This window comes from Rhizobium sp. BR 315, assembly GCF_050577975.1.
GTDB classification, from domain to species: Bacteria; Pseudomonadota; Alphaproteobacteria; order Rhizobiales; family Rhizobiaceae; genus Rhizobium; species Rhizobium miluonense.
Genome location: NZ_JARWKZ010000009.1, coordinates 29,122 through 44,702 on the forward strand (window position 1 = coordinate 29,122; position 15,581 = coordinate 44,702).

At 62.2% G+C, this 15,581-nt stretch carries 9 protein-coding genes; 6 read left to right on the top strand and 3 right to left on the bottom strand.

What is annotated here, in order from left to right; translation table 11 throughout:
- Window positions 1–9: 9 nt before the first annotated feature.
- From QD409_RS12100 to trxA, 6 genes are all read left to right on the top strand, one after another.
- Window positions 10–2,589, top strand: a complete 2,580-nt coding sequence (locus QD409_RS12100; RefSeq protein ID WP_092846539.1) for a PAS domain-containing sensor histidine kinase — start codon at window positions 10–12, stop codon at window positions 2,587–2,589.
- Entirely contained in the window at window positions 2,586–4,097 is a 1,512-nt protein-coding gene (tsaE, locus tag QD409_RS12105; RefSeq protein ID WP_092846537.1) for a tRNA (adenosine(37)-N6)-threonylcarbamoyltransferase complex ATPase subunit type 1 TsaE, read from the top strand. The genes QD409_RS12100 and tsaE overlap by 4 nt, the downstream gene beginning before the upstream one ends.
- Window positions 4,098–4,285: 188 nt before the next feature.
- Window positions 4,286–5,017, top strand: coding sequence for a nucleotidyltransferase family protein (locus QD409_RS12110; protein ID WP_092846536.1), 732 nt, complete (start codon window positions 4,286–4,288; stop codon window positions 5,015–5,017).
- A 4-nt stretch (window positions 5,018–5,021) separates the two neighbouring features.
- Window positions 5,022–8,210, top strand: coding sequence for a double-strand break repair protein AddB (gene addB / locus QD409_RS12115; protein ID WP_430762805.1), 3,189 nt, complete (start codon window positions 5,022–5,024; stop codon window positions 8,208–8,210).
- Window positions 8,203–11,769: a double-strand break repair helicase AddA gene (gene addA / locus QD409_RS12120; protein WP_430762806.1), complete on the top strand. Its 3,567-nt coding sequence runs from the start codon at window positions 8,203–8,205 to the stop codon at window positions 11,767–11,769. Before addB ends, addA begins: the two co-directional genes overlap by 8 nt.
- A gap of 74 nt (window positions 11,770–11,843) precedes the next feature.
- On the top strand, window positions 11,844–12,164 hold the full coding sequence (trxA, locus tag QD409_RS12125; protein ID WP_015338194.1) for a thioredoxin: 321 nt from the start codon (window positions 11,844–11,846) through the stop codon (window positions 12,162–12,164).
- 67 nt (window positions 12,165–12,231) lie between these two features.
- Here trxA and QD409_RS12130 read toward each other — a convergent pair whose 3' ends face one another.
- From QD409_RS12130 to trpA, 3 genes are all read right to left on the bottom strand, one after another.
- Window positions 12,232–13,584, bottom strand: a complete 1,353-nt coding sequence (locus QD409_RS12130) for a bifunctional folylpolyglutamate synthase/dihydrofolate synthase (RefSeq protein ID WP_430762807.1) — start codon at window positions 13,582–13,584, stop codon at window positions 12,232–12,234.
- A 32-nt stretch (window positions 13,585–13,616) separates the two neighbouring features.
- The gene (accD, locus tag QD409_RS12135; protein ID WP_430762808.1) at window positions 13,617–14,528 is read right to left on the bottom strand and encodes an acetyl-CoA carboxylase, carboxyltransferase subunit beta; all 912 of its coding nucleotides are present in this window, start codon (window positions 14,526–14,528) and stop codon (window positions 13,617–13,619) included.
- A gap of 208 nt (window positions 14,529–14,736) precedes the next feature.
- Entirely contained in the window at window positions 14,737–15,576 is an 840-nt protein-coding gene (gene trpA, locus QD409_RS12140; protein ID WP_430762809.1) for a tryptophan synthase subunit alpha, read from the bottom strand.
- Window positions 15,577–15,581: the final 5 nt, after the last annotated feature.

Sequence of the window (15,581 nt, forward strand, 5' to 3'; positions counted from 1 at the left end):
AGACCTCTTATGTCTGAAAGGGAAGACAACCTGCATCAGCCAGCGCTACGCGGAGCGGCGGCGCGGCTGTGGCAGGTCGATGCATATTGGTTTTCAGGACGGGCGAAGCATGGCAAGGGCCGGCTGGCTTCATTGACCCGCCTGCTGCGGCTCAGCGTTTTCGGCGGTCTGGTGACCGGTCTAGCAGGGCCCGTTCTCGCACAGAGCGATGCCGCCACGCAGACGAGCATGCGCCTCTTCACCTCATCGGAAATGGCCGTCTTCTCCGTCATCATCGGTGTCATTTCCGCAGCGCTCCTGTCGACCATGTGGATGGTCAGGCAGCGCGGCAATATGGAAAGCGAAAGCCGCGAGATTCGCACGGCGCTGTCCGATGCCAACCAGCGCATTTCGCAATATCAGGCGCTGATCGCCGACAAGAATCGCCGCATCGTCATCTGGGACGGCCAGAACGCGCGGCCGGAACTGCTCGGCCAGCTTCCGGTCGAAACCGGCGCACCGCAGGACAACGAGTTCCTCGCCTTCGGACGCTGGCTGAAATCATGGTCGGCCGGCGAACTCGACAGGGCGATCGACAAGCTGCGCGGCAGCGGCCAGAGCTTCGATATGGTGGTCGAGACCAATCGTGACGAAATTCTCGAAGCGCAGGGTCGCATTTCCGGCGGCCGCGCCTTCGTCCGCTTCATCGCGCTCAACAATCTGCGCGCCGAATTGGCCGAGCTGAAGATCGAGCGTGACCGGCTGATGACCTCGATCTCCGCCTTCCAGAATCTGCTCGACGCCATCGACCTGCCTGTCTGGCAGCGCGATGCCGAAGGCAAGCTCACCTGGGTCAATCAGGCCTATGGCGAGGCCGTGGAAGCCATTTCGACCGAGGAAGCGATCCGCGAAGAGCGCGAATTCCTGACGACGGTGGCCCGCGAGCGCATCCGCGCCTCCGCAACCCCGGAATCGCCCTTCCACGACAAGATTTCGACCGTCGTGCACGGCAACCGTACCTTCTTCGACGTCGTCGACGTCAAATCGCCGAACGGTTCGGCCGGAATGGCGATCGATATTTCCGAGGCGGAAGGGATTCGGGCCGAGCTGGCGCGCACGCTGAAGAGCCACGCCGAAACGCTCGATCACCTGGCGACACCGGTTGCGATCTTCGATGGCGACAGACGGCTGCAATTCTACAATCAGGCCTTCGTCCAGCTCTGGGAACTCGATATCGCCTTCCTCGAGAAGCGGCCCGACAATAGCGAGCTTCTGGACCGGCTGCGCGGCGCCAAGAAGCTGCCGGAACAGCTGAACTGGAAGACATGGAAGGACGGCGTTCTTTCGGTCTATCGCGCGCTCGATACGCAGACCGATCTCTGGCATCTGCCCAACGGCCAGATCCTGAGGGTTTTCGCGACGGCGCATCCGCAGGGGGGTGCTACCTGGGTGTTCGAGAACCTGACCGAGCAGGTCGATCTCGAAACGCGCTACAACACGCTGGTCAAGGTGCAGGGCGAAACCATCGATCATCTCTCCGAAGGCGTCGCCGTTTTCGGTCCGGATGGACGCATCCGCCTTTCCAACCCGGCTTTCCGCATTCTCTGGAACATCACAGAGGCGCAGGCCAAGCCCGGCACGCATATCCAGACGCTGGCCGAGGCCTGCGCTCCCTCCTACGACCGGCCCGATGGCTGGAAACGGTTTGCCGAGCAGATCACCAGCTTTGACGACGAGCGGCCGTCATCGCAGGGGACGCTGGAGCTCTTTTCCAATCTGGTGCTCGACTACGCCGTCATTCCGCTGCCGAACGCGCAGACCATGCTGACCTTCGTCAACAAGACCGACAGCGTGCGCGCCGAACGGGCACTGACGGAAAAGAACGATGCGCTGCTGAAGGCGGACGAGCTGAAGAACGACTTCGTTCAGCACGTCTCCTACGAGCTGCGCTCGCCGCTGACCAACATCATCGGCTTCACCGACCTGTTGAAGACGCCGGGCATCGGCTCGCTGAATGACCGGCAGGCCGAATATATCGACCATATCTCGACTTCCTCCTCCGTGCTCCTGACGCTGGTCAACGACATTCTCGACCTGGCGACGGTCGACGCCGGCATCATGCGGCTGAACTACTCCGAGATCGTGCTCAATGACCTGCTCGACGAAGTGTCGATGCAGATTGCCGACCGATTGCAGGAAAGTGGCGTGACGCTCGAAATCACCGTGCCGGCCCATCTCGGCTCCATCGTTGCCGACCAGCAGCGGCTGAAGCAGATCCTGCTCAAGCTTCTGACCAACGCCGCCAATTTCGCGCCCGAGGGATCGACGATTGCGCTCAAATGCGGGCGCGAAGGTGCGGATTTCGTCTTCTCGGTTTCCGACAAGGGGCCTGGCATATCGGAAGAGCTGATTCACAGCGTCTTCGATCGCTTTGCCTCCGGCGGCAAGGGCGGCAAGCGCAGCGGCGCGGGCCTCGGCCTTTCCATCGTCGAGAGCTTCGTCAGCCTGCATGACGGCGAAGTCTCCATCGAGAGCCAGCCGGGCAAGGGCACGACCGTAACCTGCCGGATTCCTTCGGCTGAATTGCCCCATTCCGTCGCAGCAGAATGACAGCCTCGAACAGCAGCATTTCCCTCTTCCTCGCAGATGACGCCGCCACGGCTCAGCTCGGCGAGGATCTGGCGCTGGCATTGAAGGTCGGTGACTGTCTGGCGCTGTCTGGCGATCTCGGCGCCGGCAAATCCTCGCTCGCACGCGCACTGCTGCGCGCCATGGCCGACGATGCCGAACTGGATGTGCCGAGCCCGACGTTTACGCTCGTGCAATCCTACGAGCTACGTATTCCTGTCTCGCATTTCGATCTCTATCGCCTCGGCGATGCCAGTGAATTGACGGAACTTGGCTTCGACGAAGCTCTGCAGACCGGTATCTGCCTTGTCGAATGGCCCGAAATGGCCGAAGGCGAGCTGCCGAAGGAGCGCATCGACCTCAAGCTCACGCATGAAGGCGAAGGACGGCGGGTCACCATCACAGCACCGGCCAAGCAGATGGTGCGCATCGAGCGCGTGCTTGATATCCGTGCCTTTCTCGATTCAAACGGCTATCGCGGCGCGCTCAGGCGCTTCCTGACTGGCGATGCCTCGCTACGCGCCTATGAGTCCATCTATCCAAGCGATGGCGGCGACCGTGTGATCCTGATGGATTGGCCGGGCCTGCCGGAAGGGCCGCCCGTGCTCGACGGCAAGCCCTACCCGAAGGTCGCGCATCTTGCCTGGGATACCTATCCCTTTGTGGCGATCGCCAACATCCTGCGCGAAAACAGCTTTGCCGCTCCGGAAATCTTCGCTGCCGATTACGATCAGGGCATTCTTCTGATCGAGGATCTCGGCACCGACGGCGTGCTCGACGCGCAAGGCAAGCCGATTGCCGAGCGCTATCGCGAAAGCGTCGCCTGCCTCGCGCATTTGCATGGCCTTTCCATTCCCCGTGACATCCCGGTAACGCCGGATCACGTCCATCACATTCCGGATTTCGACCGGACCGCGATGAAGATGGAAGCGCGGCTGCTTCTCGACTGGCATCTGCCCTGGAAGCGCGGCACGCCCGCAAGCGATGAGGAACGCGCCGACTATCTGGTGATTTGGGACAAGCTGATCGATCAGCTCGAGGATGCGGAAAAGAACCTGCTGCTGCGTGACATGCACTCGCCGAATATCATCTGGCGGGCGCAGGAAAAGGGCATTCAGCGCATCGGCCTCATCGATTTCCAGGATGCGATGATCGGGCCGACCTCCTACGATGTTGCTTCGCTGGTACAGGATGCCCGGGTGACGATCGAGCGCGGTCTGCATGACCAGCTGATGACCGACTACCTCGCGCTGCGCCATGCGCAAGGCGGGTTTGACGAGGCGAAATTCCTGAAGAGCTGGGCGATCATGTCGGCGCAACGCAATTGCAAGCTTGCCGGCCTCTGGGTGCGGCTCTTACAGCGCGACGGCAAGCCGGGATATCTCAAGCACATGCCGCGCACGCTCGCTTATCTCGCCATCGCCTTCGAACACGAAGCGCTCACCCCCTTACGCGAATGGTGCGAGAAGGCTGGGATCGGCCGGGCATAACAGCCAGAGCGTGATGCCGAAAAGTGTAGGCGGTTTTCGGGCAACATCACGCTCTATTTCTTCGATTATAGAGCGGATTCAGATTTTAGGTCGAACAGACCTAAAATCATCCGTCTCTAGAGACCGGGCGACGGCTTTCCGGCCTTATGCTAAGGAAAGCAGATAGCGAATCGAGAGTTCGAGACGAGATGACCATCAAGCAAGCCATGGTATTGGCCGCGGGGCTCGGAACCCGCATGCGGCCGATCACCGACACCATCCCGAAGCCGCTGGTAAAGATCGCCGGCAAGCCGATGATCAATTATGCGCTGGATGCGCTGGCAGAAGCCGGCGTCGAGCGGGCTGTCGTGAATGTCCATCACCATGCCGATCAAATGGAAGCACATCTGCGCAGCTATCGCGGCCTTGAAATTCTGATCTCCGACGAGCGGGACGGGTTGATGAACAATGGCGGCGGCCTCGTCAAAGGCCTGAAACTGCTCGACCGCGATCCGATCTTCGTCATGAATGCCGACCTCTTCTGGATCGGTGAGAAGCCCGGCCATACGACGAACCTCGAGCGCTTAGCCGGATTCTACGACGAGCAGCACATGGACATGGCGATGCTCTGCGTCGACCTGGAGAGAACCACCGGCCATAACGGCAAGAATGACTTCGGCATGGCGCAAGACGGAAGGCTCGCCCGCTACCGCGATGTCGGGCGCGACGGCGTCGTCTATGCCGGCGCTATCGCGATGAACCCGTCCTTCTTTGACGACGCGCCGATTGACGCCTTCAACCTCAACATCTACTTCGACAAAGCCATCGAGCGCGGCCGGCTCTATGGCACTATGCTTGAAGGCCATTGGCTGACTGTGGGAACGCCGGAGGCGATCGGCGAGGCGGAGGAAGCGATCCGGACGTTCCGGGCGTTTGCGTGAACCTATGGCGGGCGGACACCGGCAACGCATCCTGACGATCCCTGCGGGCCTGCCCTTCCTGAAGACCCTCGCGTCAGCTCTCTGCGATGGCCGGCTGACCGAACATTTCCGCCATGATCCGAGCGACCCGCTGTCGCTTGCCAAGGTCAGCATCTTCCTGCCGACGCGGCGCGCGGCGCGCGTGCTGCGCTCGGAATTCGTCGATCTGCTCGGCGGCCGTTCCGCCATCCTGCCCGTCATTCGCCCGCTCGGCGAAACCGATGACGACAGCGGTTATTTCGAGGAAGCCCTGCCTGAAACAGCCGATCTGGCGCAGCCGCTTGCCAACACGGCGCGGCTGCTGGAGCTGGCGCGGCTGATCCTTGCCTGGCGTAACAAGCTGCCGCAGATCGTGCGCGACATTCATTCCGATTCGCCGCTCGTCGCCCCGGCAAGCCCGGCGGACGCCATTTGGCTGGCACGCAATCTCGCCGAACTCATCGATTCGCTGGAGACCGAGGATCGCGAATGGAGCGAGCTTGCCAATCTCAGCGCCGAAGAACATGCGCTCTGGTGGCAACTGACGGCTGAATTCCTGCGGATCGCCAGCGCCTTCTGGCCGGCGCGTCTCGAAGAGCTTGGCAAATCTTCCCCTGCCCGCAATCGCAATGCCGTTCTTCGCGCCGAAGTGCAGCGAATCGCCACCATGCGGCATGCCGGACCTGTCATCATTGCAGGCTCTACCGGCTCTGTGCCAGCGACCGCGGAACTGATCGCTGCGGTCGCTTCACTGCCGCAAGGAGTGATCGTGCTGCCCGGCCTCGATCTTTCGATGCCGGAAGAAGACTGGCAGCTCGTGGCGGCGGAAACGGCTGCCGGCGAACGATCCGACCCCACCACGCGCAGCCACTCCCAATATGGCCTGTCGTTGCTACTCAAGCGCTTGCACGTCACCCGACGCGATGTCGAAGCCGCCGCCGAGGCGTCCGAAACCATGCAGATGCGCGCGGAAATCCTGTCACGCGCACTGGCGCCGGCAAAAGCGACGAGCGGCTGGGATAGCTGGCGCAAGACACTTGCCGCCGACGCGATTGCTGACGCTTTTGCCGACGTATCTCTGATCGAGGCATCGAACGAGCGCGAGGAAGCGACGGCAATCGCCATCGCATTGCGGCTGGCACTGGACAAGCCCGGGCGCAACGGTGGCGAGAGCCAGGCAGCCTTGATCACCCCGGACCGCAATCTTGCCAGACGGGTCACGGCCGAGCTTGCCCGCTTCGGCATCACCGCCGATGATTCCGCCGGCACGCCACTGAACGCCACGCCGCAAGGCACGCTGCTGCAACTGATTCTCGAAGCCACGCTTCGCCCTGGCGATCCCGTCGCCGTCGTCGCGCTGCTCAAGCATCCCCTCGCCCGCTTCGGCCTGTCGCCGGAAGCGCACAGTCTCCGCGTCGATGCGCTGGAAATCCTGGCGCTTCGAGGCGGTGTCGCCAATGTCGATATCAGCACGCTGGAGACCCTGCTTGATGGCCGGGTGGCTGAGCAGGCCAGTGACCGTCATGCACCGCAATGGCGCAAAGCACTGCCGCCTGAGGCCATTGAACAGGCGCGCGAGCTGGCGCAGCGAGTGACTGCCGCATGCGAGCCGCTTGTATCCGCGCTCTCCCTGCAGGCGGTGGAGGGTCTGCCGACCCTCTCGGAATGGGCGGAGTGTACGGGCCGGGCATTGGAGGCAGTGGCCGCCGACGAACGCGGCAATCTGGCAGCACTTTGGTCCGGGGAAGCCGGCGATACGCTCGCCAGCCTGTTGAAGGACGTCATCGACACTGAAGGCCAGCTCGAAGCCGACGGACCGCAATGGATCGACATCATGACCGCGCTCTGCGTGGGACAGGCGGTGAAGCCGCAGGCGCTCAGCCATCCGCGCCTCTTCATCTTTGGTACGCTGGAAGCACGCCTGCAGAGCGTCGATACGCTGATCCTCGGCGGCTTGAACGAGGGTTCCTGGCCAGGGCAGACGGCAAACAATCCCTTCATTTCCCGCAGCATGAAGACGGAGATCGGCCTGGAGCCGCCGGAGCGCCGCATCGGCCAGCTCGCCCACGATTTCGAAATGGCGAACGGCACGCGCGATCTGATCTACTCCCGCGCGCTGCGTCAGGGCTCGACCCCGACGGTCGCGTCGCGCTGGCTGCAGCGGCTGATCGCGCTTGGCGGCAAGGAACTGGAGGACGCTATGAAGGCCCGCGGCGACCAGTATCGCCATTGGGCCGCCATGATCGACGAGGGCGAAAACCAGGCTCCTGCGCTGCGTCCGGCACCGAAGCCGCCTGTGGAATTGCAGCCGAGAAGCTATTCCTTCAGCGAAGTGGGGCGGCTGCGCCGCGATCCCTATGCCATCTATGCCCGGCGCGTGCTGCGGCTCGATCCGGTCGATCCGTTCAACCGCGATCCCGGCCCGGCTGAGCGCGGCACGCTCTACCACATGATTATCGATCGTTTCGTTCGCGAGGGGCATATAGCCGGCACGCCGGATGCGGCGCTGGCTATGGATCGCATCATCGCCGAACTCTTCGATGCCGAACGGCTACCCGTTCACATCGACAGCGTCTGGCGGCCTCGTTTCCGCGAAGTGGCGCGCGCCTTCCTTGGCTGGGAAGCGGAACGGCGACCAGAGGTGCGCAAGACGGCGACAGAGGTACCAGCCGGCGTCGAAATCGAACCAATCGGCATCCGGCTGACTGGCGTTGCCGACCGCATCGACATCAAGAGCGACAAGGCCGCCGATCTCATCGACTACAAGACCGGCTACAATCCCTCTCCGCCACAGGCTCGCGCGCTGCTCGACCCGCAGCTTGCTTTGGAAGCCTATGCGCTGAAAGCGGGCGCCTTCCGCAATATCGGCGTGCTGCTGCCCGAAAACCTGCTTTATGTCCGGCTGCGGCCCGGAGACCGCTTCAAGGTCGATCAGGTCAACAACGAGCACTCCAGCCGCGGCGGCAAGACGGAAACGAAGTCGGCTATGGATCTGGCGCAGGAATCGATGGACCAGCTCGTGAAATTCGTCTCGCTGCTGCAGTCGGGCGAGAAGGGCTTCTCCTCGCGGCTGATCCCGGCCCAACAGTTCGAATATGGCGGTGACTACGATCACCTCGCCCGTGTTTCCGAATGGTCGACGGCGGAGACCGAGCAGGAGGGCGGCGATGAGTGAGTTTCCCGCCGACAACATCGGCACTCTGCCCGAAAGCGACGATCCCGGCGTCTGGATCAGCTGGACGACGATCCAACAATCCATCGCCTCGGATCCCGAACGCTCCGCCTGGGTTTCGGCCAATGCCGGCTCAGGCAAGACGCATGTGCTGACGCAGCGCGTCATCCGCCTGCTTCTCGCTGGTGCGCGCCCTTCGGCCATTCTCTGCCTGACCTATACCAAAGCGGCAGCTTCCGAAATGTCGAACCGCGTCTTCGACCGGCTGGCCGCCTGGGCAACGATGCCAGACGAGGAGCTGAAAAAGCGCATTGCCGATATCGAGGGCAAGGAGCCCGATCTCTTCAAGCTTGCCGAGGCCCGTCGACTGTTCGCCAAGGCGCTGGAGACGCCTGGCGGTCTGAAGATCCAGACGATCCATGCCTTTTGCGAGGCCCTACTGCATCAATTCCCGCTTGAGGCCAACGTCGCCGGCCACTTCTCCGTTCTCGACGATCGCGCGGCAGCCACCTTGCTCGACAATGCGCGGCGCGCGCTGCTGGCCTCCGCAACGTCACATGGCGATGCCGAATTGGCAGACGCTTTCGCCTATGTGCTCGATCTCGGCGACGAATCGGGCCTGGAAACGCTGCTCGGCGATATCGTCGCCAATCGCAACGCCATCCGTCGCTTCACCGAGGCCGCGGAGCGGCAGGGCGGTTTTGAGACGGCTTTGCTGGCGCGGCTCGGCCTCTCCGCAGGCGACACAGAAAACGGCATTGCGGAGCAATATTGGCCGCTTCCCGGCCTCTCCGGCGCAACGCTCGAGCTTTATCTGACGCTTGCCGATCAGAAAGGCGGTGCCAAGGCCCAGGAGGTCGCCTATGCGCTGCGGCTTGCCAAGCGCGAGGCGGATCCGCTCGTTCGCGCCGACTTTCTCGAAAAGGTCATGCTGACCGCCAAGGGCGAGCCGAAATCGGACAGCCAGTTTTTCGTCAAAGCGATGCTGGCAGATGCCCCCGCCGTTACTGAGGCCGTCGCTGAAGCGCGCGCCCATGTCGTTGCCTGCCGCGACCGGCTGAAGCTGATGCGGATGTATCGTGCCACACGCGCGGCCCTCATCCTCGCCGATCGGCTAAACCGGGATTATGAAGAGCTGAAGAAGCGGCGCAGCCAGCTCGATTTCGAAGACCTTATCACCCGCACGGCGGATCTTCTGACCAAGAAAGATGTCGGACCCTGGATTCACTACAAGCTGGACCAGGGCATCGATCACATTCTGGTGGACGAGGCGCAGGACACCAGCCCGATCCAGTGGAGCGTCATCCAGTCTCTTGCGGAAGACTTCTTCTCCGGCGAAAGTGCGCGGCCGACGCTGCGGACGATCTTTGCCGTCGGCGACGAGAAGCAATCGATCTATTCGTTCCAGGGCGCCCGGCCGGAACGCTTTTCCGAGGAAAGCGACCGTACCCGTCGGCGGGTGGGCGCCAGCGGCCAGCAATTCTCGTCGATCCGCCTGCCGCTGTCCTTCCGCTCGACGGCCGATGTGCTTGGTGCCGTCGATCATGTCTTCACCAGCCCGGACAATGCGAGAGGTCTCAGCGCCGTCAACGAGCCGGTGGTGCATCGCTCCAGCCGCATCGGCCATCCCGGCGCCGTCGACCTTTGGGAGATGATCGCGCCGGAGCCGGCCGCCAAGGAGGAAGACTGGACGGCGCCCTTCGATTTGACACCGGAAAGCGCGCCGCCTGCCATCCTGGCCCGGCGGATGGCACAGACGATCGGCAATCTTGTCGGACGGGAAACGATCATCGAGAAAGGCAAGGCTCGCTTCATCGAGGCCGGCGACATTCTCGTGCTGGTGCGCAAGCGCGACAGCTTCGTCAATGCACTCACCCGCGCGCTGAAGCGGCGCGGCAATATCCCCGTCGCCGGTGCCGATCGTCTGGTTCTGACAAGCCATATCGCCATTCAGGATCTCCTTGCACTCGGCCGCTTCCTGCTGCTGCCGGAAGACGATCTTTCTCTTTGCGCCCTGCTGAAAAGCCCGCTGTTCGACCTCAGCGAAGAAGACGTCTTCGCGGTCGCGGCCTATCGCGATGACGGCCAGAGCGTGTGGAACCATCTGCTGAGATTCGCCGAGGATGGCCATGATCGCTTCCAGTTGGCGGCCGATCGGCTGAAGACCTTTCTTGCTCTGTCGAAGAGCCTGGCCGTGCATGATTTCTATGCCCGCGTGCTCGGCAGCTTTGGCGGCCGGCGGCAGTTTCTGGCGCGTCTCGGCACCGAGGTCAGCGACATCCTCGACGAGTTTCTGACCTTCGCGCTCGACCACGAGACCAGCGGCTTGCCGGGCCTGCAATCCTTCATCTCGACGCTCGAACTCGAAGCGCCGACGGTCAAGCGCGAGCAGGACAAAGGCCGCAACGAAGTGCGGATCATGACCGTGCACGCCTCGAAGGGGCTGGAGGCGCCGATCGTCTTCCTCGTCGATGGCGGCGGCAAGGCCTTTACCCACACGCATCTGCCGAAGATGCGGCTGGTCGAGACCGGCCGCGACCAGATCCCGCTGCCGGTCTGGGTTCCGGTCTCGGCGCTTGCCAATTCGCTGACGCAGGCCGATACGGCAAGGCTGCAGGCGCTGGCGGAGGAAGAATATCGCCGCCTGCTCTATGTCGGCATGACCCGCGCCGCCGATCGGCTGATCATTTGCGGCTATCGCGGCATCCGTGAAAATGCCGACACCTGGCATGCCATGATTTCCGCTGCGTTGCGTGAGGATGAGCAGCACTGCACGCAAAGAACCTTCACCGGTCCCGATGGCGACTGGGAGGGCTTAAGCTGGCGCGTCGCCCAGGTCCAGCTCGAATTCGAAACCGTGAGAGAGCGTGAGAAACGTTCGGAACGCGTAGGCCTGCCGGCGGGTCTCAACCAGCCATTGCCGCCGCAAAGAAACCTGCCGCGACCGCTGAGCCCCTCCGGCGTCGGCACCGTTATCGACGAGGAAGCCGACAATCTGCTCGTCACGTCGGCGCTCTTCGGCGAAAAGGCCAAGTCCGACCGCGCCCTGCAGAAAGGCCGCTTCATCCACCGCATGCTGCAGACTTTACCCGACATCGCGCCTGAGGACCGGGCCGATGCGGCACGGCGCTATGCCGAACGGGCTGCGCGCTTCTGGCCGCAGGCGGAGCGGGACGCGCTGGTCAATTCGGTCATGGCGCTGCTGTCGCATCCGGACTTGCAGGGCACCTTCAGCACCCATGCGCAGGCCGAAGTCTCGATCATGGGAACGCTGAAGCTCGGCCGCCAATCCTACGCCGTCTCGGGCCGCATCGATCGGCTCGCGGTGCTCGACGACCGTGTCGTCATTCTCGACTACAAGACCAATCGTGTACCGCCCGGCGAGGAAAGCACCATTCCTTTCGCGCACAGAGCACAGCTTGCCATCTATCGCGAAATCCTTTCGCCGCTTTACCCGGGAAAGCGTATCGACTGCATGCTGGTCTATACCGAGAATGCCTCGATCTACACGCTGTCCGATAGGGCACTTGCATTGGCGCTTGCGGACCTCGAGACAAAGTGAAATACCAAATATTGAAATTTTGGCACCGCACCATCACATATCTAGCAACCGCAAATCCTGGTAAGGAGCAGCCTATGGCTACCGTTAAAGTCGATACCTCCAATTTCGCCACCGAAGTGCTGCAGTCTGCAGAACCTGTCGTCGTTGATTTCTGGGCCGAATGGTGCGGTCCGTGCAAGATGATCGCCCCGGCTCTTGAAGAGCTCGCCGTGCAGTTCGAAGGCAAGGTCAAGGTTGCCAAGCTCAACATCGACGAGAATCCGGAACTGGCTGCCCAGTTCGGCGTTCGCTCGATCCCGACGCTTGCCATGTTCAAGGCCGGCGAAGTCGCTGACATCAAGGTCGGCGCCGCTCCCAAGACGGCCCTGCAGAACTGGATCTCCAGCGCAGCCTGATCTCGGTATCGATCGCATGAATTAAAAAAGCCCGGCTCGACCGGGCTTTTTGTTGATCTCGATCTGATTATCGCGGCGGCGTGCCGTTATCGGCAAGCACATCACCGACCAGGTAGAGGGAGCCGCCGATCAGGATGCGTGGGGGTAGCGAGGTCGGCGCCGCAAGGGCCTTGATCGCATCCAGCGCGTCGCCGACAGTCGACATCGGCTCCGCCACCAGACCGGCGTCATAGGCGGCATTCGCCAGAATGACCGGATCGATCATGGCATCGCTGGCGCGGATCGGCACGCAATAGACTTTCTCCGCGAGACCGACGAAAGCCTTGAAATAACCGACGGGATCCTTGGTATTGATCATGCCAATGATCAGGAAGAGCGGCCGCGGCTGGCGCTCTTCGAAACTGGCCATGGCCTCGGCGATGACTTCGCCGGCGCCGGGATTGTGGCCACCATCGACCCAGATCTCCGCGCCTTCGGGCGCATGCGACATCAGATTGCCTTCGGTCAGCCGCTGCAGGCGCCCCGGCCATTCGACCGAGGTCATCGCCTTTTCCATCATCGCTTCGGTGACGGCGAAGCCGGCGGCCTTGACGGCCCGGATGGCGGCAGCGGCATTGCCGTATTGGTGGCGGCCGGGCAGACGCGGCAGCGGCAGGTCGGCAAGGCCGAACTCATCCTGATAGACGAGCTTGCCATATTCTTCGTGGGCGGAAAAATCCTGGCCGAAAACGGCAGTCGGGCAGCGAAGCCGCTCCGCCGTCGATATCAGCACATCGAGCGCGGCATCATATTCCTGATGACCGATGACAACGGGGTGCCCGGCCTTCATGATGCCGGCCTTCTCAGCAGCGATCAGCTCGACGCGATCGCCGAGATAGGGCTGGTGATCGAGCGAAATCGGCATGATGACCGAAACGGCAGGATCGGAAATGACATTGGTCGCATCGAAGCGGCCACCGAGGCCAACTTCGATAACTGCGGCATCGGCCGGATGTTCGGCGAAAAGAAGGAAGGTCGCAGCCGTCAGGATTTCGAAGACAGTGATCTTCTGGCCGGCATTGGCGGCCGCGATGCGACGCAGCACATCGGCGAAAACGGCATCGTCGACGAGCGCGCCGCAACCGCCCTTGACGCCCATCCTGTAACGCTCATGCCAATTGACGAGATGCGGCGAGGTGTGGACATGGACACTGTAGCCGCCTGCTTCGAGCAGCGCGCGGCAGAAGGCCGTCACGGATCCCTTGCCGTTGGTGCCGGCGACATGGATCACCGGCGGCAACTTCTTGTGAGGATTGCCGAGGATATCGAGCAGCCGGGTTATTCTCTCCAGAGAGAGGTCGAAGCCCTTGGGGTGCAACTCCAAAAGCTTCTCGATCTCCCGTGCTGCCTCACTCATTGCGGATTGATCCATAGCCGTCATCCCGCACCTCCGCCTTTCGGCCGTCAATGATATCAGGCGCTCGCCGCCACCGGCAATGCCGCACCGTTCTTGCTCTTGGCGGACACATCGTTTGCCGGCGCCTTCGTCAGGATTTTCAGAAGCGTGGCAAGAGTGTCCGGAATATCATGGCGCTTGATGACCATATCCACCATGCCGTGCTCTAGCAGGTATTCCGAGGTCTGGAAGCCTTCCGGCAGCTTCTCGCGGATCGTCTGCTCGATGACGCGCTTGCCGGCAAAGCAGATTTCCGCACCCGGTTCGGCCAGGTGGATATCGCCCAGCATGGCGTAGGAGGCGGTGACGCCGCCGGTCGTCGGGTTGGTCAGCACAACGATATAGGGCTGGCCGGCTTCCTTGAGCATGTCGACGGCAACCGTGGTGCGCGGCAGCTGCATCAGCGACAGAATGCCTTCCTGCATGCGTGCGCCGCCAGAGGCCGGGAACATGACCAGCGGGCACTTCTCCGAAATCGCGCGCTCGAATGCCTTGACGATGGCTTCGCCGGCGGCAATGCCGAGCGAACCGCCCATGAAATTGAATTCGTGCACGACGGCAACGAGCTTCACGCCGCGAACCTTGCCGACGCCGGCGAGGATCGTGTCTTCCTGCTCGGTCTTAATGCGGCTGTCCTTCAGGCGATCGGTGTATTTCTTCGAGTCGCGGAACTTCAACGGGTCCTGCGCCACCTTCGGCTGCGGCAGGGCTTCGTATTCACCCTTGTCGAAGAGATCGGCAAGGCGCGCCTTGGCCGGCATCTTCATATGGAAGCCTGAGGCAGGAATGACCCACTTGTTGTCTTCCAGATCCTTGTGGAAGACCATCTCGCCGGTCTCCGGGCACTTGATCCAGAGATTTTCGGGAACCTCGCGACGGCCCAGCATGGAGTTGATCCGCGGGCGAACGTAATTCGTGATCCAGTTCAATTCGAAACTCCTAATCGACCAAATTCATCGATCTCGTCGTCGTCATCTGGAACGGTTCGGCTTTTCATCGAAACGCTGACTATTCCAGCTCTCTGTTTTCTCGCAATTCCGGGCGGAAAACCGCTGTGCACTTTTCCGGGATTGCTCTAATGCCCATCGGCCTTTTCCGCAATCCGCAGGGAATTGCCGAAAGGCCTATATGGGAAAACTATTCGGCGGCAACAAGGCGCGCAGAGCGCGTTCCCGTCGACAGACCGCGGACAAGCGTCGCGACGGCCTGGATGGTGTCAGCCGTCGCCTTGCCATCCTTGGTAAGGCTGGTGGCGATCTGGTTGACAATGGCGGTGCCGACGACGACGCCGTCAGCGGAAGCGCCGATCAGCTTGGCGTGCTCGGCCGTCTTGACGCCAAAGCCGACGCAAACCGGCAGCTCGGTATGCTGCTTGATGCGCTTGACGGCGCCCGAGACCAGCGACGGATCCGGCAGGGCCGAACCGGTGATGCCGTTCATCGAGACATAATAGACAAAACCGGACGTGTTCTTCAGAACCGTCGGCAGGCGCTTGTCATCGGTGGTGGGCGTTGCCAGGCGGATGAAGTTGATGCCCTTGCGGATGGCAGGAATGCAAAGCTCGTCATCCATTTCCGGCGGCAGATCGACCACGATCAGTCCATCGATGCCGGCGGCAATCGCGTCATCGAGGAACTTTTCCACGCCGTAGATGTAGATCGGGTTATAGTAACCCATCATCACGATCGGCGTATCGGCGTCGGTCTTGCGGAAGTCGGCGGCGAGCTGCAGCGTCTTCTTCAGCGTCTGGCCGGCCTTCAAGGCGCGCTGGCCGGCAAGCTGGATCGCCGGGCCATCGGCCATCGGATCGGAGAAAGGCATGCCGAGCTCGATGACATCGGCGCCGGCTTCCGGCAGCGCCTTCATGATACCGAGCGAGGTCTCGTAATCGGGATCGCCACCCATGAAATAGGTGACGAGTGCCGGGCGGCCTTCAGCCTTCAGAGCGGCGAAGCGTTTGTCCATACGTGCGGTCATGGCGT